This is a genomic window from Bacteroidales bacterium (assembly GCA_014860585.1).
In the GTDB taxonomy this organism is placed as follows: Bacteria; Bacteroidota; Bacteroidia; order Bacteroidales; family 4484-276; genus RZYY01.
The window spans coordinates 65,215-84,987 of sequence record JACZJL010000085.1 but is presented as its reverse complement, the minus strand read 5'-3'; the positions used below and the strand labels follow the sequence as shown (position 1 = coordinate 84,987).

Annotated in this window: 16 protein-coding genes; 7 read left to right on the top strand and 9 right to left on the bottom strand. The window is 45.9% G+C overall.

Features of this window, described 5'->3' with window-relative positions; all coding sequences use genetic code 11:
* From IH598_08685 to IH598_08660, 6 genes are all read right to left on the bottom strand, one after another.
* Window positions 1-1,760 (bottom strand): chitobiase/beta-hexosaminidase C-terminal domain-containing protein (locus IH598_08685; GenBank protein MBE0638583.1); only part of this gene is annotated, 1,760 nt, incomplete at its 3' end.
* Window positions 1,761-1,789: 29 nt separating this feature from the next.
* Window positions 1,790-1,990 (bottom strand): fibronectin type III domain-containing protein, encoded by a 201-nt coding sequence (locus IH598_08680; protein MBE0638582.1) that lies wholly within the window; start codon window positions 1,988-1,990, stop codon window positions 1,790-1,792.
* Between the two features lie 24 nt (window positions 1,991-2,014).
* Complete coding sequence (locus tag IH598_08675; protein MBE0638581.1) at window positions 2,015-2,242, bottom strand: DUF2283 domain-containing protein; 228 nt, start codon at window positions 2,240-2,242, stop codon at window positions 2,015-2,017.
* Window positions 2,224-2,541 (bottom strand): hypothetical protein, encoded by a 318-nt coding sequence (locus IH598_08670; protein MBE0638580.1) that lies wholly within the window; start codon window positions 2,539-2,541, stop codon window positions 2,224-2,226. The genes IH598_08675 and IH598_08670 overlap by 19 nt, the downstream gene beginning before the upstream one ends.
* 14 nt (window positions 2,542-2,555) lie before the next feature.
* Entirely contained in the window at window positions 2,556-2,795 is a 240-nt protein-coding gene (locus IH598_08665) for a UPF0175 family protein (protein ID MBE0638579.1), read from the bottom strand.
* An 18-nt stretch (window positions 2,796-2,813) separates the two neighbouring features.
* Entirely contained in the window at window positions 2,814-3,986 is a 1,173-nt protein-coding gene (locus tag IH598_08660; GenBank protein ID MBE0638578.1) for an endonuclease, read from the bottom strand.
* Between the two features lie 396 nt (window positions 3,987-4,382).
* On the opposite strand from IH598_08660, the gene IH598_08655 reads away from it, so the two are divergent.
* The 3 genes from IH598_08655 to IH598_08645 all read left to right on the top strand — a co-directional run bounded on the left by IH598_08655 (window position 4,383) and on the right by IH598_08645 (window position 6,277).
* Window positions 4,383-4,601, top strand: a complete 219-nt coding sequence (locus IH598_08655) for a hypothetical protein (GenBank protein MBE0638577.1) — start codon at window positions 4,383-4,385, stop codon at window positions 4,599-4,601.
* A complete protein-coding gene (locus IH598_08650) occupies window positions 4,598-5,032 on the top strand; it encodes a type II toxin-antitoxin system VapC family toxin (protein ID MBE0638576.1) in 435 nt (144 codons plus the stop codon). The genes IH598_08655 and IH598_08650 overlap by 4 nt, the downstream gene beginning before the upstream one ends.
* 300 nt (window positions 5,033-5,332) lie before the next feature.
* A complete protein-coding gene (locus tag IH598_08645; protein MBE0638575.1) occupies window positions 5,333-6,277 on the top strand; it encodes a CPBP family intramembrane metalloprotease in 945 nt (314 codons plus the stop codon).
* Window positions 6,278-6,295: 18 nt separating this feature from the next.
* On the opposite strand, the gene selB is transcribed toward IH598_08645, so the two are convergent.
* The 3 genes from selB to purL all read right to left on the bottom strand — a co-directional run bounded on the left by selB (window position 6,296) and on the right by purL (window position 13,434).
* Window positions 6,296-8,257 (bottom strand): selenocysteine-specific translation elongation factor, encoded by a 1,962-nt coding sequence (gene selB, locus IH598_08640; protein ID MBE0638574.1) that lies wholly within the window; start codon window positions 8,255-8,257, stop codon window positions 6,296-6,298.
* Complete coding sequence (gene selA / locus IH598_08635; protein MBE0638573.1) at window positions 8,250-9,665, bottom strand: L-seryl-tRNA(Sec) selenium transferase; 1,416 nt, start codon at window positions 9,663-9,665, stop codon at window positions 8,250-8,252. The genes selB and selA overlap by 8 nt, the downstream gene beginning before the upstream one ends.
* Before the next feature lie 61 nt (window positions 9,666-9,726).
* Entirely contained in the window at window positions 9,727-13,434 is a 3,708-nt protein-coding gene (purL, locus tag IH598_08630; GenBank protein ID MBE0638572.1) for a phosphoribosylformylglycinamidine synthase, read from the bottom strand.
* Between the two features lie 443 nt (window positions 13,435-13,877).
* Here purL and IH598_08625 point away from each other — a divergent pair, with 443 nt between their 5' ends.
* The 4 genes from IH598_08625 to IH598_08610 all read left to right on the top strand — a co-directional run bounded on the left by IH598_08625 (window position 13,878) and on the right by IH598_08610 (window position 19,772).
* Window positions 13,878-14,621 (top strand): YebC/PmpR family DNA-binding transcriptional regulator, encoded by a 744-nt coding sequence (locus IH598_08625; GenBank protein ID MBE0638571.1) that lies wholly within the window; start codon window positions 13,878-13,880, stop codon window positions 14,619-14,621.
* Window positions 14,622-14,634: 13 nt separating this feature from the next.
* Window positions 14,635-15,318, top strand: a complete 684-nt coding sequence (locus tag IH598_08620; GenBank protein MBE0638570.1) for a two pore domain potassium channel family protein — start codon at window positions 14,635-14,637, stop codon at window positions 15,316-15,318.
* Window positions 15,319-15,427: 109 nt separating this feature from the next.
* Window positions 15,428-16,603 (top strand): efflux RND transporter periplasmic adaptor subunit, encoded by a 1,176-nt coding sequence (locus IH598_08615; GenBank protein ID MBE0638569.1) that lies wholly within the window; start codon window positions 15,428-15,430, stop codon window positions 16,601-16,603.
* A 10-nt stretch (window positions 16,604-16,613) separates the two neighbouring features.
* Window positions 16,614-19,772 (top strand): efflux RND transporter permease subunit, encoded by a 3,159-nt coding sequence (locus tag IH598_08610; protein ID MBE0638568.1) that lies wholly within the window; start codon window positions 16,614-16,616, stop codon window positions 19,770-19,772.
* The last annotated feature ends 1 nt before the right edge of the window (window position 19,773 follow it).

Sequence of the window (19,773 nt, the reverse complement as noted above, 5' to 3'; positions counted from 1 at the left end):
GTGGTTGTGGTGAAGGTTGGATCTGCACTGAAATTTTCAAAAGCTTTTTGGTATTTTGTTGTTCCTGCCTGCGCAAATCTGGACTGATAGGTAATTTCGGCTGCAGCATCAGCAACCTCAACGGTTACAGACCACCAGCCAAGCTCGGAATCAAATGTCATTGCGGCTGCTGATGCCCACCCGTTGAACGGTCCCCATATCTCAGGGTTATGAGGGTTGTTGTCCATCCAGGAAGGCCCGCGGAAATAAAAAATAATGTATTCAGGTTCCAGCGCAAAATCAAGATCAGAGGCATTACGGGACGTAATTTGCGGAGCAGTGCCAAATCCTCCAACAATTCCCGTAATAGCACCAGAGCCTGTTGGTAAATCGGTTCCGATGTAATCCGCAGTAAAAAAGTCTGTCCTGAAATTCATTGTTGCCTTTGATGAACCATCGCTGATCTGGTAGTTTTGCCCTGTAGCAAACGTACCCGTAACATCAAATCCAACATCTGCAATCGTGGCAAGATTACCGGTATTATCAAGGCTCATCGCTGCAATTGTGAGTGTCACTGGTGTTATGTCCAGCCCTATGTGTGCTGCTGTTCCAGGATCAACAGCGGCTTCAAGTACTATTAGTGCACCACTGTTTTGGGTCGATTTAATGCCAATAAAACCCGTAACTCCATCACCAGGATTGTAACTTGTGGTAATATTACTGCTTTCATCCCATATAGTCAAAGAACCACTGTTATCGCGAATGAAATGCCTGTTTCTAAAACTGTCGCGATGCAGGATGACTACCTCACCTGTTATTTTATACAAGGTTCCATTATCTCCAGCCCGAAATGCAGCAATATTCGCCACTTCCGTTGGGAAGGTGTAAACCGCCGTAGCTATAGCACTTGGGTCATAACCATCAGCATAAGCTCTGGCTTTCAAAGTTGTAGTGCTGCTAATGGAAACTGCTCCCGTGTATTCTGGGCTGGTCTCATCAGGATCAGTGCCATCATCGGTATAATAAATGGTTGAACCAGATGTTTCGCATGAGATTACTACGTTTTGGGTGGTAATATAATTTCCTCCTCCTGGATTAAAAGTGGGGGTGGCGACGGTGGGGTTACCACCGATTAACTGAAAGGTTCCATTGATGGTAATGTTGCCTTGCAATCCTGCTGTTCCTGTAGTAGCTTCGCTATTATACATATATAATCTAAAACCAACTGTGCTAGTCAAGTCACTATAGGTAGTTCCTAATGTCAAAACATTTCCAGTCCAGGAACTATTTGCATCCGGATTTGTAAGCACACCTGATGTATTGGTTAAACTTGCATTAAGGGTAGTATAATTATCTAAAATAGAGTTATATGTATCAGAACTTCCTCTCCATTGACTTTGCCTTGTTCCAGTTGCACTGCGTCCTATCCCGAACGTTATGGAAGTGATAGTAAATTTGTAACCAGAAATCGGAGCTACTGTAAAGCCGATGTATTTGCCTAAGTCAACAGTACCATCTAAGTCACCAATTGTAGCAGGATCTAATGGCCAATTTGATCCTCGGAAATTACCCGTACTGCTGGAACTGGTAATTCCAACTTTTACAAGTGGACCAGGTGAAATACCAACATAAGCAGTTCCATTATAATTGAAACTTGTGACATCATTTCCACTTCCTGCAAGATTGAAGGTTGCGGTAAAAGAAGTCTGCCCCCATACACTCCCCGCCAACATCACTCCGATGAGCAGGGAAAAAAGTTTTAAAACTGTAAAATTTTTCATAAGATTTTAAATTTTAGTTAGTTAAAGATTTATTTTGCTTCGATACTTACCTGTTGAATGGGGTCGTCGGTTTTGTAGCCGATGGTAGGGCCGGCGCCCCTGTAACCAAATATTTTAAAGTAATACACCGTGTTGGGTGTAAGCCCGCTAAAGGTTGCTGTCCGTTTGCCGGATTCCTCGTGAACAACCTGAAAACTGCTATCACTCATCTTCATTTCAATTCGTCGCATCTTATCAGACCTGGTGAATTGTGGTTAATTTATTCGTTGGCTTGCGTTTAATATGGTTAAACCAATAATTTCTTTTTTCTCATAGCGGATAATAATCTCATCTTCCGTCATTTCTGAATTGTCTGCATGATTGGGTTTCTTAAAATGTAAATAAAGCACATCGGCTTCGCTGTCGTAGGATGCCCACACTGTTTTATGCTTTAAAAAATAGGGAAGAGCTTTTTCCATTTCCTTTACATCTGTTGTTTCCATAGTACTTTTTTCTTTTGAAATTCTTGTTTCCTTGTTGAAAAATAGGCTGTTATTACAAATCCATCGGTTGCGCCTGATTCTTTATAAACTGTTACTACAAATTTATTATTTCTATCCTGAAACATTTTAACTGCAATTTTTGCGTCATTGTCTCCTTCGTAAATTATTTCAGGATTTTCAATTGTTTCAAGTATTTCGTAATAATAGTCAGCTATGTCCGGATGACCAATTGTAATGTGTTGCCACCGTTCTGTTGTGAGCCGAATTGGAACACCGTTTTTTGAAATTGCATTTTTCATCTTTAAATTGTTCGCTAACTTAGGCATTTAGTATTGGCTATCTCTTTTTCCAGATCATCTACCGACTGACTGAATAGCGACACGCCATACTTACCCAGGATTTCGATAAAAGCCCTTTTGGAAATGCCAACAATTTCGGAAGCCTGTCCGGCTGAAACAAGCCCGTCTTCATACATTTTTGCAGCAACATAAACTGTCAGATCGAAATTTGTCAGGTTGATGCTTTCCGGTATGTTCAATGTTATTTTGTTCATCTTGTTAGTTCGATATGTTTATTTTGCTTCGATACTTACCTGTTGGATGGCGCCGTCGGTTTTGTAGCCGATGGTAGCGCCGGCGCCGCGGTAGCCAAATATTTTAAAGTAATACACCGTGTTGGGTGTCAGCCCGCCAAAGGTTGCGGTTTGTTTGCCGTAGGGAACGTTTTTGTTCCAGAAGTTGTCGGTAACGGGGATTCCGTCGTCGGGGGCTAAGATATTGTCAAACCCCTGGTTGCTCATGCGCACGAGGTAACCGTCGGGGAGGGTGGCGCCGGTGGCGTCGGCCCAGTTCAGCGTGATGGTGTGCGCCGAGAAGTCGGTGGCGTGGTTGGCGGGTTCGTCCTCAAGGCATGTAGCCCACACACACTGCACATACTCGGGGTGGTCAATAAAAGGGTTGCGGTTGCCCTGTATGGCAAACACGGCGTTGTTGCGGTCAATTTCTTTCGCCGATACGGGGTCGGCGTTGTGCCAGGCAATCAGCATGTTCAGGAACCAGGTTTCGAACACCGGAAAAGTATTGGGCTGCAGCACGGCATTGGCTTCGCTGGAGTTGCTGTACCAGGTGGCCACCAGGTCTTCGTAGCGGGTCACCATGTAAAAGTAAGTGCGGGCAAAGTCTCCCTTGTAGGCGTCAATGGGTTCGAACACCGTGCCGGAGTAACCCGGATAACTGCATGAACCTAACTTGCTGCCGTTTTGCGTGGTGGTGGAGGGTGAGTTCACCTGCCCGTAGGGAAAATTCGACCGCTGCTCGTTCACCCAGGCATCGGTGGGGTAAACATGGAAAAGGTCGGTGTACATCGGGACATCCTCGGCGCCGCCGTACCAGCTTCGCGGCCAGGAGTGCTCACGGTTGTAGCAATAGTTTTCGTAGGGAGCAGTGGCTTCTGAACATTGGTCAGCGGAGAAGGTATACTCGTAGGGAGGATTACCGGGGAGGTCGCTGTACATGTCCCACACCTTGCCGTTGGACTTGTCGTCGGTTGTCTGAAAGGCCGTCCAGAGGTAATCATAGGATTTTTCCGTATGGTCATCGATGATGTTGTGCAGGGCTGTTTTGAGGCTGGCGCCGGTGAGTCCCTGCGCTGAGTTGTAGTAATTCGGGGGTATCTGCGCAAAAAGGACAGATGTAAGCAAAGAGAGTAAAAGCAGTGCGGAAAATGAGCGTAACGTTGTAGGCATATTGCTGTTTTGAATGGAGGGCAAAAGTAAAAAAATATACCGCTCAGTTGGTGGTTGTAAACTATAAATTAATGTTAAATTTTCGGTGGTTCTTAATAAAACACTGACAGATCTTAATCCCGCACGTGCGGGACTGTCAGGTTTTCGTCATTTCAACATTCCACTCCGCTGTTCGGCTTAGGCTCCAGCCTAAGCCGCATCTATTTCTGCAGGCTCCAGCCTGCGAAATGGTTTTTGGCATTTAACGCGGCAGCCAGTAGATTAATATGGCAGGCCGGAGCCTGCCGTGATAGACCAGACGAGGGATAGAGGCAGGAGCCTCGTCTAAACGTCTCGTCTGAACAATGGGATCTTCAATTGATAAAAGAAAGTATTCATATCTTTGCGAAAAAAACCATGAAACTAAAAGAGAAAATTAAGTCAAAAGTTGATGGGCTTGATCCTTATGATTTGAGGATTGTTGAAATCCTGATCGACTCTCTTACCGGTGATCGCAAGCCACACAGAAGTAAACTAATCCCAAAAACGAACTATTATGATGAGGTAATCAAGCTCACCGGCGCCGCAGGATTAACCTCATCGGATATTAATATTGGGAGAGAAGAAAGGATATGACATACTATTTTGATACCTCTGCCCTGGTAAAACTTTTCAGCAATGAAGCAGGATCGAACAAGGTGAAAGAGATTATTGACAATCCATCAAATGATATATGGGTTTTAGAGCTGGCTCTTGTTGAACTGATGTGTGCAGTATTCCGAAAATACAGGAATCATGAAATCAATGAACAAAATCTACAGAGAATAGAGGCAGCTATTGAAAATCAATTCGATCTGTTTAATATTGTGCCAATGGCAGGCGACCTAATGAATGAAACACTGACTCTGATCAAACGATTTGGAAAAGAAAACGGCCTTCGGACACTTGATGCCTTGCACATTGCTGGATGGCTGGCCGTTGCAGGCTATGATTGGCAGTTTGTATCATCCGACAGAAATCAAATAAGCGTTGTCATTGGTTTAAATTACGAAACTCTTGAAATCTGAATTTAATACCCCACTTAACAACTGTTCGGCTTAGACCCCTTCCTGCGAAATGATTTATAACAGTTTACCCGGCAGCCAGCAGATTAATTTGGCAGGCCGGAGCCTGCCAGGATAGACCAGACGAGGCAGAAGCCTCGTCTGAACGTCACGTCGGAATAGCACGTCTGAATACATCGTCTGAATGTCACGTCCGATTAGGACGTCTGAACAACCGGGAAAAAATCAATTACCATAATCTGACCTGTCAAATGAATTTTATTTAAGTTTGCCGACTATTGTAAAAATTCGAACCTTTGCCAAATGCTGCGTCAGGAACCGCTCTTACTTAGACATCCGGCTTTTGTAAAACTCTTTGTGCTATTTCTGCTCATCCTGGTGATGTGGTTGATTACTTTTTTTCTGGGTGTGCTGCTTTCCCGTCCTTTGTTTGGTATTCCCGTAATGGAAACATTATCCGGGATTGGGATTCCCGAAAACCCGGAAGAGATTTCTCTCCTGAAGTTCATGCAGGTGTTGAGCCAGCTGGGGGCTTTTGTGCTTCCAGGTTTAATTTTTGCCTTTTTGGTTAGTTTCAGTGTCAGCGAATACCTTGGATTAAAGAAGCTACCCGGACTGTTTTCAGCCATTTCTGTTGTTTTGCTGATGTACCTTCTGCTTCCTGTTATCAACGAACTGGTTAAAATCAACCAGGCCATGGTGTTGCCGGATAGTCTTCACGCTATTGAGGAATGGATGCGGACGGCCGAAACCCGGGCTGAAGAGCTGACCAAAGCATTTCTCAACACCCGGACGATCTGGGGGTTGGTCATCAATCTGCTGATCGTCGGCGTGATCGCTTCTGTGGCTGAGGAATTGTTGTTCAGGGCGGTGCTGATCAGGGTCTTCAGAAGCTGGCTGGGAAATGTACACATCGCCGTAGTGCTGTCTGCCATCATTTTCAGCGCTTTTCATTTACAGTTTTTTGGCTTTTTACCCAGGTTTGTTCTCGGACTGATCTTTGGCTATCTTTTTGTTTGGTCGGGATCTGTCTGGTTGCCCATACTCGCGCATTTTATCAATAATGCTTCGGCTGTAATGGTTTATTATCTTTTCGAGCAGGGTGTTGTGGAAACGCCGGCTGAAGAGTTCGGAAGTGTCGAAAGCACCGTTTTACTGTGGGTGAGTATAGTTCTTTCTCTGGCATTAATCTTCTTTGTGGTGATGAACGAACAAACCGGACTCAGGTTTTTGAAAAGAAACCGGTAATCCCGGAGCATCCCTGGTCTATGGCAATCCAATCAACCGCCTGCCCTTTTCTGTGATGTGGAGGAAGAACGTTTGTTTCTCGATGATCCCTTCCTGAAGGAAAATATTGATCAATGCCTGAACGGCTTTTTTGGTTCCATCAATCAGCAGCCGGAAATCCTTTTCGTTAATGCCACGCGGACTCTCGGCCAATTTGCGCAAGAGTGTGAGGCGAATGCCATTCACAAGACCGGTGTGGAGAATATCCTCTCCATTGTAATAAATCTTCCCGTTGGCGGCCAGGTACTGAAGGTACATCACCAACTGGCCTTTGCGGATATTCTGCGACTGAGCAACGGCATCCACTTCGTTGATTGAAGCGCGTTGCATTCCCGACCGGCGGATCATCTCTTCGAGCCAGGTGATCTGATCCTGCATTTTCCGGTCGAACCTGACCTGGTGTTCTTTTAACACAAAGGTTACCCCGACTTTTTTCAGCCTTTTTTCGGCCCACATTTTCGCAAGAATTTTTTCCAGTAAAAAATAATCAAATCCACTGGTTAGCCTTACTTTACCGGCAAGCTCCTTTGTCTCAAGCCCGGTTTCTTTCAATGGGTTCTGCGAATGGTAGTTTTGCAGTGCAAGTAAAATAGTAGCCTCTGCTTTGCTGGAAAAAACGTCGGATACAAGGTATTTTTGATTTTCAAAAAGATAGACATGAGGGTTGATTTCAGGATGCTCAATGGCTGAAACGATTTCTGCAGGTTGCTTTCCCAATAAGTCTGCGATTTGTTCGACTGAGATTGGTTTCATGGCTTTATCCATCTCAAGCAGTATCAGGGCGGAAAGATTTTCCCGATCGGAAACAGCTTTGGCGAGGACCTCGAGGTTTTGACGCAGTTTCCCGGTGCGGCGCTTGTGATGGAGCGGACGGTTGTCGATGATGAGCCCACCTCCAATGGTTAAATCGTTGGAAGAATTGCGCAGGATAAACCGGTCGTTGTTGAGCAGGATGGCGGGTTTTTCGAGTTGAATCTGGACAATGGCCTGTGCCCCGCCGGTCAGCTCATCTGAGTTTAAAAGGTGCATTCTTGCTTTTGACGAAAAAGTGCCCGTGTGGAAAATCTGTTGCGACCAAATACCAAGACGGGTATTTCCCTGAAACAATTCCACGAGTGCATCCAGCCTGCTGATTTCTGGGAGTTGTATGCCGGCGAGCAGCATACCCCGTTCGAAGTCGTCGTATTTCAGCCCGGAAAGATTGATCGCTGCACGGTCGCCGGCCGAAACGATTTCAACCTGCTTTCCATGCCGCTCAATACTTTTAATTTTCAGTCTGTCATGGTTTCCAGGCAGTAAGAATAAATCCTGCCCGATCCTGATTTCGCCGCCAAGCACCGATCCGGTTACTACGATGCCAATTCCACGGATGTTGAAAATGCGGTCGATATACATCCGAAAGACAGCTGCATGACTTTTTTCGGGGATACTTTGGGCAATTTTTTTGATCTCCGATTTTAATGTGTCAATTCCCTCTCCGGTTACTGAGGACACGGCAACAACAGGCGCGTGCTCCATAGGGCTGTCCTCGAGAAACTCCATGATCTCGAGTTTGGCCAGTTCGATCATTTCATCATCCACCAGGTCTGATTTGTTCAGGGCAACCAGCCCGTGCTTAATCCCGAGCATACTGATGATGTTAAAATGTTCTTTGGTCTGAGGCATAATTCCGCTGTCGGCAGCAATGACCAGCAACACGAAATCAATTCCGTATGCGCCGGCCACCATGGTTTTCACAAAATCCTTATGCCCGGGTACATCCACAATTCCGAGCGAAAGCTCTTCAGAAAGTTCAAGATGAGCAAATCCCAGGTTGATGGTGATTCCGCGTTCTTTCTCCTCCTTATGGGTGTCGCAGTCAATGCCCGTCAGGGCCCTGATCAGCGCTGTTTTGCCGTGATCCACATGACCGGCAGTCCCCATGATGAGGTGTTTAGCCATGAACTACCTCCATGTAAACATCCGCAATGATCCCGGCAGCAACCGGCATGTCCTGGTCGGGGATGGTTAAGACATCAAACACAAGCTGCCCTTTGCGCAGAATACCCAGAACCGGCAATTGCTGCAATAACAGCAGCCTGTGAATTTTTTCGGCTTTTTCGTTCTTTTCAGCTTTTGATTTGCCCGGTATTTCAAGCTGAACGGCAAAACTCTCGATGGTCTTTTCGGGAAGCGCGCCGCCACCGGCCTGTCCCTGGCTTTTAACGACCGTATTCATCACCCCTTTCCTTGTCAATTCTCCGGCTAACGCCTCAGATTTCTGTCGGAGCGTTTCCGGGTTGGCATTCATCATCCTGAAAACGGGGCTTTTTTCCAGCAATGTTGGCTCTTCGAGGTAGATCATACAGACGGCCTCGAGCATGGCCAACACCGTTTTTCCCACACGGACGGCGCGGGTCATCGGCTCTTTTTTCAGTTTATCAATCAAATGTTTTTTCCCGGCAATGATCCCTGCCTGGGGGCCTCCGAGCAATTTATCTCCTGAAAAAGTCACCAGGTCAACACCTGTGGCCAATGTGGATTTCACGTCAGGCTCATGTTGCAGAAACTTCACTTTTGCCTTGCGCAACAGTCCTGATCCCATGTCGTAAACCACAGTGACGCCGGTTTTCTTTCCAAGCTCAACCAGTTCATTAAGGGTTGGTTCGGTAGTGAAACCTTTGATTACATAGTTCGACCGGTGCGCTTTCATGATAATGGCCGTTTTCTTTGTGACAGATTGCGCAAAGTCGCTGATTTTGGTCTTGTTTGTAGTGCCCACCTCCACCATTTTACAGTCGGAAGCCGCCATGATATCGGGCATCCGGAAGGCGCCGCCGATTTCGATCAGCTCGCCTCTTGAGATGATCACCTCTTTATTTTTTGCAAACGCCCGCAGGATAAGCATCACCGCAGCGGCATTATTGTTCACCACAAGGACATCCTCAGCACCTGTGAGGAATTTCATCAGTTCGGTGACGTGCACATAACGGGAACCTCGCTCCCCTTCTTCAAGGTTGAACTCAAGGTTGTTGTAGCTGCGAAGAATATCGTGTACTTCGTCAAGGAGGAGATCGCCAAAGGGGGCACGTCCTAAATTGGTATGGACGATCACACCGGTGGCGTTGATTACCGGACGGAGACTTTTACGGGCAAAAGCAGTGATTTTGGCAGAAATTTCTTTAATCAGTTCGTCTTCGCCAGGCGCCGGTTGACCATTCAGGATGGCAGTCCTTACATTCTCAAGCGAAACCTGGATAATGTGGGTAATGAGATTCCGCGGGTGAATTTTCAATAAATCCCTGATCGCCTGATGATTCATCAACACATCTACGCCGGGAATTTTTCTTAGTTCGTCTTTTATTTCCATGATAAAGTTGATCAGGTTTTCAATTTAATCCTGACATCTGGCAGGAAACTAAACAAATCCATTACGCTTTTGATTGGTTTTCCAGTTTACTTTTAATCCATTCCCTCGCATTCACAAAAGCCTCAAGCCACGGGGTCATCTCGTCATTTCTCCTTTGTTGGGGATAATGTGCCCACTGCCAGGGAAGGATGGCACGTTCGATGTGCGGCATCATGGCCAGGTGACGACCATCATCAGAAACGATACCTGCTGCAGCATGAGGAGAACCGTTTGGATTTCCCGGATATTCCTCATATGAAAACTTTACCGGAATCCGGTATTCCGATTCATCCAGCGGGAAACTGAACCGGCCTTCGCCATGTGCAACCCAGATGCCAAGTCGGGTTCCGGCAAGCGATTTAAGCATTACCGATTCATTTGGCAAAATATCTACATTCAAAAATGCTGACTCAAACTTCCCCGAACTGTTGTGTTCCATTTTTGGGTGTTGCTTGTGATCAGGATAAATCAGCCCAAGTTCGGTCATAACCTGGCAGCCGTTGCAGATGCCAAGGCTGAGGGTATCGGTTCGGGCATAAAATTTACCGAGTGCCGTTCGGGCTTTTTCGTTATAAAGCAGCGCCCCGGCCCATCCTTTGCCAGACCCCAGCACATCAGAGTTGGAAAACCCGCCAACAAATACGATGAAGTTGATGTCTTCAAGTGTTTCACGACCGCTGATTAAGTCGGTAGTATGGACATCTTTCACATCAAAGCCTGCAAGATAGAGCGACCAGGCCATTTCGCGATCGCCGTTTACCCCTTTTTCGCGAATGATGGCAGCCTTGATTCTGCTATGCTCGCGTCGCTTTGGATGGATGCAAAATTGAGCAAAATGACCGGAAAAGTCATTGTTAAACCTGAACTTCAGAGGTTGTTTCTTGTAGTTTTTGTAACGATTGAGTGCTAACTCAGGAATCGTCTGATTTCGTTCGAAAAGATAGGACGTTTTGAACCAAAGTTCCCTGAGGCTGTCAATGTCAAACTCAAGGGATCTGCTGCCATGGCTGATGTTGATTTTTCTTATCTCGGAAAATGACCCTAACTTAATAGCCTCAATTCCCGAGTTTAATAAGCGCCGCATAATTGCATCGCCATTTCTGACCTGGATTACAACAGCCGGTTTTTCGCTGAAAAGCAGGCGCATCAGGATCAAATCACGCATGTGATCCATGTTGATGTCGAGGCCTCCGGCTTGGTTGGGAAAATTCATTTCCAGCAGCGTTGTAATCAGTCCTCCGGCTGAAACATCATGTCCTGCCAGAATCAACTCATCAATGACCAGTTGCTGAACGCCATCAAAAACCTTAGCAAAATATTCCGCATCAGCAACATCGGGAGTGTCTGTTCCCAGGCTGTCGAGCACCTGAGCAAAGCTGCTGCCACCCAGCTCAAACCCTGATTTTGTGAAAGGAATATACACGATGGCTGAGTCTTTTTCCTGAACCAAAGCCGGCTTTACCACTTTCCTGATGTCAGTAACTTCGCCAACCGTTGAAATGATCACTGTTCCCGGAGCAAGCACTTTTTCACCATCGGGATATTTCTGAGTCATCGAAAGGGAATCCTTTCCCGTAGGTATGTTGATGCCAAGTGCGGTAGCAAACTTCGCGGCTGCTTCCACAGCCCTGTAAAGACGGGCATTTTCGCCTTCGTTGCGGGCAGGCCACATCCAGTTGGCTGAGAGTGAAACCCCTTTTAATCCCTGTTCCAGCGGCGCCCACACCAGGTTGGTTAAGGCTTCGGCAATGGCCAGGATACTCCCCCTTGCAGGATCAATCAAACCTGCAACCGGCGCATGACCAATGGAAGTGGCCACGCCTTTTTCACCCTGGTAATCCAAAGCCACAACGCCCAGGTTGTTCAGTGGTAACTGTATTTCGCCGACACATTGCTGCAAGGCCACTTTGCCTGTAACCGAGCGATCCACCTTATTGGTGAGCCAGTCTTTACAGGCTACTGCTTCAATCTGAAGCACTGCTTCAATGTATTCATGAATCTTAGCAAAATCGTAATGCAAATCCGGGAATTTTTCAACCAGTGTTTTGTCTTCAAGGACTGTCTTTGGCGGTTTACCAAAAAAGTCTGTCAGATCGAGGTCAATCGGATGAATGTCGGCGCCTTTTTTTCTGAAAGTAAACCGATGGTCGCCGGTAGCATGTCCAACGACATAAAAGGGGGCCCGTTCTCGCTCTGAAACACGTTTCATCAGCTCCACATCGGCGGGTTTTAAAATCAAGCCCATACGCTCCTGAGACTCGTTACCAATGATTTCTTTGTCGGAAAGTGTAGGATCACCCACCGGCAGTTTTTCCATTTCAATCACCGCCCCTGTTTCTTCCACCAATTCCGAAAGGCTGTTCAGATGTCCGCCGGCGCCGTGGTCATGAATGGAAACAACCGGGTTATGACCAGCTTCTACCATCGCCCTGATGGCATTGTACACCCGCTTTTGCATTTCGGGGTTAGAACGCTGCACCGCATTCAGTTCGATGTGGTTGGCAAACTGACCGGTGGCCACCGACGAAACAGCACCGCCACCCATACCAATCCGGTAGTTATCTCCTCCCATCACGATTACAGCGTCTCCAGGCTGCGGATGGCCTTTTTGTGCATCAGTCTCATTCCCGTAACCCACACCTCCGGCCAGCATGATCACCTTGTCATATCCCCATTTCTTGCCTGGTTCAGCATGTTCGAAAGTTAAAAGGCTTCCACAGATCAGCGGCTGACCGAATTTATTGCCAAAATCGCTGGCGCCATTGGAAGCTTTGATCAGAATATCCAGTGGAGTCTGATACAGCCATATCCGTTCGGGAAATTGCTCTTCCCAGGTTCTGCCTGCCTCCAGTCGCGGGTATGAGGTCATATAAACTGCTGTTCCGGCCAAAGGCAAACTTCCCCTGCCGCCGGCCATACGATCGCGGATCTCACCACCGGATCCGGTGGCTGCACCATTGAATGGTTCAACAGTGGTCGGAAAATTATGTGTTTCGGCCTTGAGCGAAATCACGGTTTCGATGTCATTTACCCGGAAAAAATCGGGTTTGTCCTGGTTTGCCGGCGCAAACTGCTCTGCCACCGGGCCTTCCACAAAAGCAACATTATCTTTATAGGCCGATACAATCCTGTTGGGATGTGCTTTTGAAGTTTGCTTTATCATCGAGAATAATGATTCGGGCATCTCCTGACCATCAATGATAAACGTTCCGTTGAAAATCTTATGCCTGCAATGCTCAGAGTTCACCTGTGCAAAGCCATACACTTCCCCGTCGGTAAGTTTCCTGCCTATTCTCCGGCTCAATTCATCAAGGTACTGAACTTCTTCTGCACTTAACGCTAACCCTTCATCATGGTTATATTGAGCAATATCATCCACAAAAACAATTGGATCAGGCTGTTTTTCGATCGTAAAAACCAATTGGTCCAGGCCATTGTATAGTGCTGAAAGCATCGGATCGAACGGAGTATTTTCATCATCAACTTCAATAAACTGCTCAATGCGCTGAATAGCTGCCATCCCCATATTTTGAGTAATCTCCACAGCATTTGTGCTCCAGGGTGTGATCATCTCCCTGCGGGGTCCGACAAAATAACCGTTGATATTTTTATCTGGAATTCTCCCGGCATCCCCAAAGAGCCAGTTGAGTTTCATCAGATCAGTTTCGGTAAGTTCATCCTGTTTTGACAAGACGTACACGCTTGATTTATTGCGGAAGAAGTGGATCATTGCAGCAGTATTTATAGGATATTAGTATGGGCAAAAATAGGAAATGAAATCGGAATGGGGATTTGATTTGATCAACGAATTACAACCTTGTTAATTAGTGCCCGCCAGAAAACTCTTAATGTTGAAAATCAATGAATGCCCCAGCCCTGAAGGGAGCATTGATTTTCAACGATTTACTCCCTTTAGGGTGGGGTAAATAAATCGTTGAAAATCTATTTTAGGGAGTTTTCTGGCAGAGACTAATTATGATAAGAAAATGCAGATCCAATTACAGAACCAATAAGGCTGCACCCGACTTATGAACTTTCGGGCGAAGTTCTTTTTCCGACGATAAACCCGGTAAAAAAAGCTTTTCCTTAAAAATCATTTTTCCATAATAACAAAAGATGAAAAGCATTATTTTTACCGCCCGTTTCAGAAAAATAATTCAAACAAAACAGAATATGTCAGGACATAGTAAATGGTCAACCATCAAACGCAAAAAGGGCGCCCTGGATGCCAAGCGCTCGAAGATTTTTGCAAAGATCATCAAGGAAATTACAATTGCTGTAAAAGAAAACGGCCCGGACCCCGAAGGTAATCCCAGGTTGAGAATGGCCATCACCAATGCAAAAGGGGCCAGTATGCCCAAAGATAACATAGAAAGGGCGATCAGTAAAGGCAAAGACAAAGATGGCGCATCTTTCACCGAAGTTGCCTATGAAGGTTACCTGGCCAACGGCATCGCGGTAATTGTGGAGTGCACCACCGATAACCCCCAGCGCACGATAAGCAACGTCCGCGCAATCTTCAACAAATACAACGGCAGCCTTGGAACCACCGGTTCATTGAGTTTCCTTTTTGAAAGGAAAGGTGTTTTTGTTATCCCCAGGAAAGAAGAGATCAACATGGATGACTTTGAGCTGGAGATGATTGACGCCGGGGCAGAGGACATTGAAATGGAAGAAAGTACAATCACGGTAACCACTTCGATGGAAGATTTCGGGAAGATGCAGAAAAAACTCGAAGAACTTAACATTGAGGTTGAAAATGCAGAACTTCAGCGTATCCCCAACGATACGGTCAAACTCGACGTGGAATCTGCCCGTAAGATCCTGAAAGTCATCGATACTTTTGAAAATGATGACGACATACAGAATGTTTTTCACAACCTCGAAGTCACTGACGAAATCATGGATGATATGTAACAAATTGCTAATAATGACTCATCGTTTTTACCATTCAATTAACTTCTGGAACGGGGTACTTGTATTTTCAGCCATTTTTGCTGCATTCATTCTACCGGTTTTACCGCCATGGCACCGGGTCATTTTTCGGATTGTTTATTCGCTGATTTATTTTTCCGCCCTTTACTCACTGAAGCAGCGAAGTAAAAAACTGATCACCTTGTTTTTGGTCACTTTAACGATGGAGTGGATATCAGGAATACTTGATGCAGAAATCCTGCTGCATATTGCACAGGGTCTTAATATCCTTTTTTTTATTGTCATTGTAACGCTTTTAATCAGGCAAATTGCTAACGAGCGAGAAGTGAACACCCGCTTAATCTTTGGGTCTATAGCCGGTTACCTGCTCATAGGTATCATTTTCTCCATTTTCACAGCAGTCATTATCCAGATCGACCCTGGTGCATTTAATATAGCCTCCGACGAAGTGAGACAAATGAATCAAAGTCTTAAAATGAGCGTGTCAAATTACTGGGTATTTATTACTATGGGCACGCTGGGGTATGGTGATATCTTACCACTGAAACCATACACCCGGTCATTGTCAACTTTTATTGTTATTTTCGGCCAGTTTTATATCGCTATCATCGTGGCCATGCTTGTCGGAAAATTTGCTGCCGGCAGGTATGAGTCAACCAATCCTGCAGATCGTTCCTGAAACGATTCCTAAACGGCATAGTATCTTAGTATTATAGAAGAGGTTTCGAATAAAAATTACTTTTGTCAAAAATTACATTCAGCCTAATCAAGAAACAAATTAATTAATTATGAATCATTTATCCGCTATTTCCAAGAAGACTGCCGGGCTCCTTGCAATTCTTTCGTTGCTAATAACCATGTCGTGTAATCAAAAAGAGCAAACTGCACCCCCGCCACCGGAAATTCCGGTAGTATTGGTTAAGGAGCAAACGGTTCCTATTTATCAGGATTTTGTAGGTCAGATATTCGGTTTAAAGGATATTGACATACGTGCCAGAGTTGAAGGATTTTTGCTGGGCGTTCATTTTCAGGAAGGCGCCAGAGTTACCAAAGGGCAGCTGCTTTATAGCATCGATCCTCAACCATTTCAGGCAAAAGTTGCTGCCCAGATGAGCTACGTGGCCGAAGCCAAAACAATGCTGGCCAAAGCTGAAAGCGATCTTGCACGTGTTCGGCCTCTGGCTGAAATGAATGCCGTAAGTAAAAGCGACCTGGATGCAGCCGTTGCCAATTATGAAGCATCTGTTTCATCGCTCGAGGCTGCAAATGCCAATCTTGAATCGGCAAAAATCGAATTAGGCTATACCAAAATTTTATCCCCTATTACCGGGACTATCGGCAAGACACAAGCCAAGGTTGGCGATTTTGTCGGCAGGTACCCCAATCCGGTTGTGCTGAATACAGTTTCTGACATTGAGACCGTTCTGGTAGAATTTTTCCTCAGCGAGAATGAATACCTTAGGCTATCGCGCAGAGCTTTTCTAAATAGGGAAGAGGGGGGCGATAAACCTCAAATAAAAACCGAACCCAACCTCGACCTAATCCTTTCAGACGGATCAACCCATAATCACAAGGGGATTTTAAATTTTGTTGATCGTGAAGTTAATCCAACAACAGGTTCAATACTTATCCAGGCCTCTTTCCCGAATCCCGAAATGATATTACGTCCGGGGCAGTTTGCCCGTGTCAGGGCCAAGATTGACGAATTCGAAAATGCAAGGATAGTCCCTCAATCAACCGTGATGGAAATTCAGGGATTATTTAATGTATTTATGGTTGGCGACAGTTCAAAGGTTATACTGCGGCAGGTTGAGGTAGGTCCCACCTTTAACGACTTCAGGGTGATAAAAAGCGGAGTTGAAGTGAACGACAAAGTCGTTCTTGAAGGTTTGCAAAAAGTCAGAGGTGGTATGGTGGTGAACCCAAAGATCACTGAATACCAATCAAAAGTAAAAACCAACTAAGCGGTAAACCATGGAAAAAGGAAATTTTTTCGTCCGAAGGCCGATTGTGGCGTTGGTTATATCCATTATAACCGTTATTACCGGTGTGATCTTTTTATTGGGTTTGCCCATCGAACAATACCCCAACATTACCCCTCCCATGGTTTCGGTGAAGACCACTTATACCGGCGCCAGTTCAGTGAATGTTGAAGAATCGGTCGCCACACCCATTGAGCAGCAGGTGAACGGGGTGGATAACATGCTCTACATGAAATCTACCAACTCCAACGACGGCTCGTTAACCTTGAATGTTTCATTTCAAATAGGTACCGACCCCGATCTCAATACCACTTTTACGCAAAATAGGGTATCTCAGGCTTCGGCCAAGCTCCCCAACGAAGTCAAGCAGTTTGGGGTTACCACCCAAAAGGCATTCACTTTTCCTATCCTGCTGATTTCACTAACTTCTCCGGGCGACAGGTACGATCAGCAATTTATGGGAAATTACGCTACCATCAATATCAAGGATATCCTTGCCCGTGAACCGGGTGTGGGTCGGGTGGATATTTTAGGTTCGAGCGATTACTCGATGAGGTTCTGGATTAAACCCGATAAGTTGGCTACCTACGGAATTACGGTGGCTGAAATTATGAAAGCCATTCAACAACAAAGCGTTATCGTTCCCGGGGGGCGTTTCGGTGCAGAACCTGCACCGGTAGGCACCGAATATACCTATTCCGTCAGATTGCCTGACAGGCTTCAGTCTGAAGAGGAATTCGGGAACATTGTGGTTCGGATCAACCCAGACGGTTCACAGGTTTTGTTAAAAGACCTGGCCCGTATTGAACTTGGTGTGGAAATCTATAATGCCTTCACCAGGCTGAACAAGAAAAACAGCGCGCTTATTTCCATTTACCAGGCGCCAGGTTCCAATGCAGTTGCACTTTCGGAAACCCTGAGAAAAAGAATGGAGGAATTATCTTCCCGTTTTCCTGAAGGAATTGAATCCACTTTTTCACTGGACACTACAGAAGCCATCACCGCAGGGATTGACGAAATCATCGAATCTCTCATCATTGCGCTGGTACTGGTAATTTTGGTAGTATTCCTGTTCATACAGGACTGGCGGGCAACGCTTATCCCAACTTTTGCCATCCCTGTTTCGTTGGTCGGCGCTTTTATTGTCTTTCCATTGCTTGGATTCACGGTTAATGTGCTTTCACTCCTTGGTTTAGTGCTGGCTATCGGGATTGTGGTGGATGATGCCATTATCGTGGTGGAGGCCGTTCAGGTGCACATTGCAAACGGTATGAACGCCAAAGACGCTACCAACCAGGCCATGAAGGAAGTTACAGCACCGGTCATTGCAACAACCCTTGTACTTGTCGCTGTGTTTATACCTGTAGCCGCCATGGGAGGCATCACCGGCAGTCTTTATCAGCAGTTTGCTATTACGGTTGCAGTTTCCGTTCTTTTTTCATCCATAAATGCGCTTAGCTTAAGTCCGGCATTGTGCGCACTCCTGATGCGTAAACCAACGGTTTACAAAGGCTTGATGGGGAAGTTTTTTAATGGGTTTAACAGGGCTTTCGACCGCTCCACCAACTCCTACGTAAATCTGACAAGTATCATTGCCGGCAAGATAAAAAGAGGGGCAATCTTTTTAGTAATCATTGCAATCGCTGCAGTTTTTACGGGTAGATTTCTTCCCGCAGGATTTATTCCTGAAGAGGATCAGGGATACCTGTTTATCAATGCCCAACTCCCCAATGCAGCCTCATTGCAGCGCTCTGATGATGTTGCCAGACAAATTGAAGATATTCTTTTAGAGACTAAGGGTGTCGAATACTTCACTAATGTAACCGGCTTTAGTATGATGACCGGAGCTTTTGCCACCAATTCAGTTTTTCTTTTCCTTTCGCTCGAAAACTGGGCTACCCGTGAACATACAGCGCTGGAACTTACCAGAATCATCAACCAGAAACTTCAGGGAGTGAAAGGCGCACAGGCATTTGCTTTCGGGCCGCCTGCAATTCCCGGCCTTGGCAGCGGTTCCGGATTCACGATGATGCTTCAGGATAAAGGAGGAAACACCCCGGTTTACCTGGCTGAAGAAACAGCCAAGTTTATCAGGGAAGCCTCTAAAAGACCCGAAATCGGAAACATTTTTACCACTTATAGCGCCAACGTTCCTCAACGTTTCATGGATATCAACCGTGAAAAAGCAATGAAAGCCGGCATTCCTCTGCAAGATTTATACTCCACCATCGGAGCATTTCTCGGCGGCGCCTATGTAAATGATTTTAACCGGTTTGGTAGGCTTTACAAAACCTACATCCAGGCGGAACCTGAATACAGGATCAACCAAGATCAGATGGGTCTGTTTTTCCTTAAAAACAGCGAAGGTACAAGTGTTCCACTATCTTCGTTTGTTGAAGTGAAGGATGTGTCAGGACCAGAGTTTACCAACCGGTACAATTTATACCGTGCCACCGAATTGACCGGAAGTCCCGCCAAAGGCTACAGCTCTGCTCAGGCTCTTGATGCACTCGAAGAAGTGGCTGCTGAGGTATTACCACCTGATATGGGTTACGAATGGTCCAATATGTCCTACCAGGAAAAGAAAGCCGCAGGTTCAGGAAGTATTGTTTTTGTTTTTTCGCTGGTGTTTGTTTTTCTTATTCTGGCTGCCCAATACGAAAGCTGGTCGCTGCCTTTCAGCATCTTGCTGGGGACGCCTATTGCTATACTGGGCGCTTTTGGTGCATTGTTACTTTCAAGAATATTCAGCGAAAGCTACCTCAACAACATCTTTGCGCAGATATCACTGGTGATGCTCATTGCAATGGCTGCTAAAAATGCCATTCTGATTATCGAATTTGCCCAATTAAAATTTGAGGAAGGCCTCTCACTGTATGATGCCGCTATTGCTTCGGCACGGCTGAGGTTCCGGCCGATTTTGATGACCGTGTTTTCGTTCATCCTTGGAATTCTGCCACTCCTGGTGGCTTCCGGCGCCGGATCAGAAGCACGCAAAGTAATGGGGATGGCTCTTTTTGGAGGAATTTGCCTTGCCACCCTTCTCGGAGTCTTTATGTACCCGATGCTTTACATCCTGATCGGTAAGTTATCAGGCTTTGAGAAAAAGCGCGATCAGAAAAATCAGTTGAAACAAAATAATATCCAGTAAT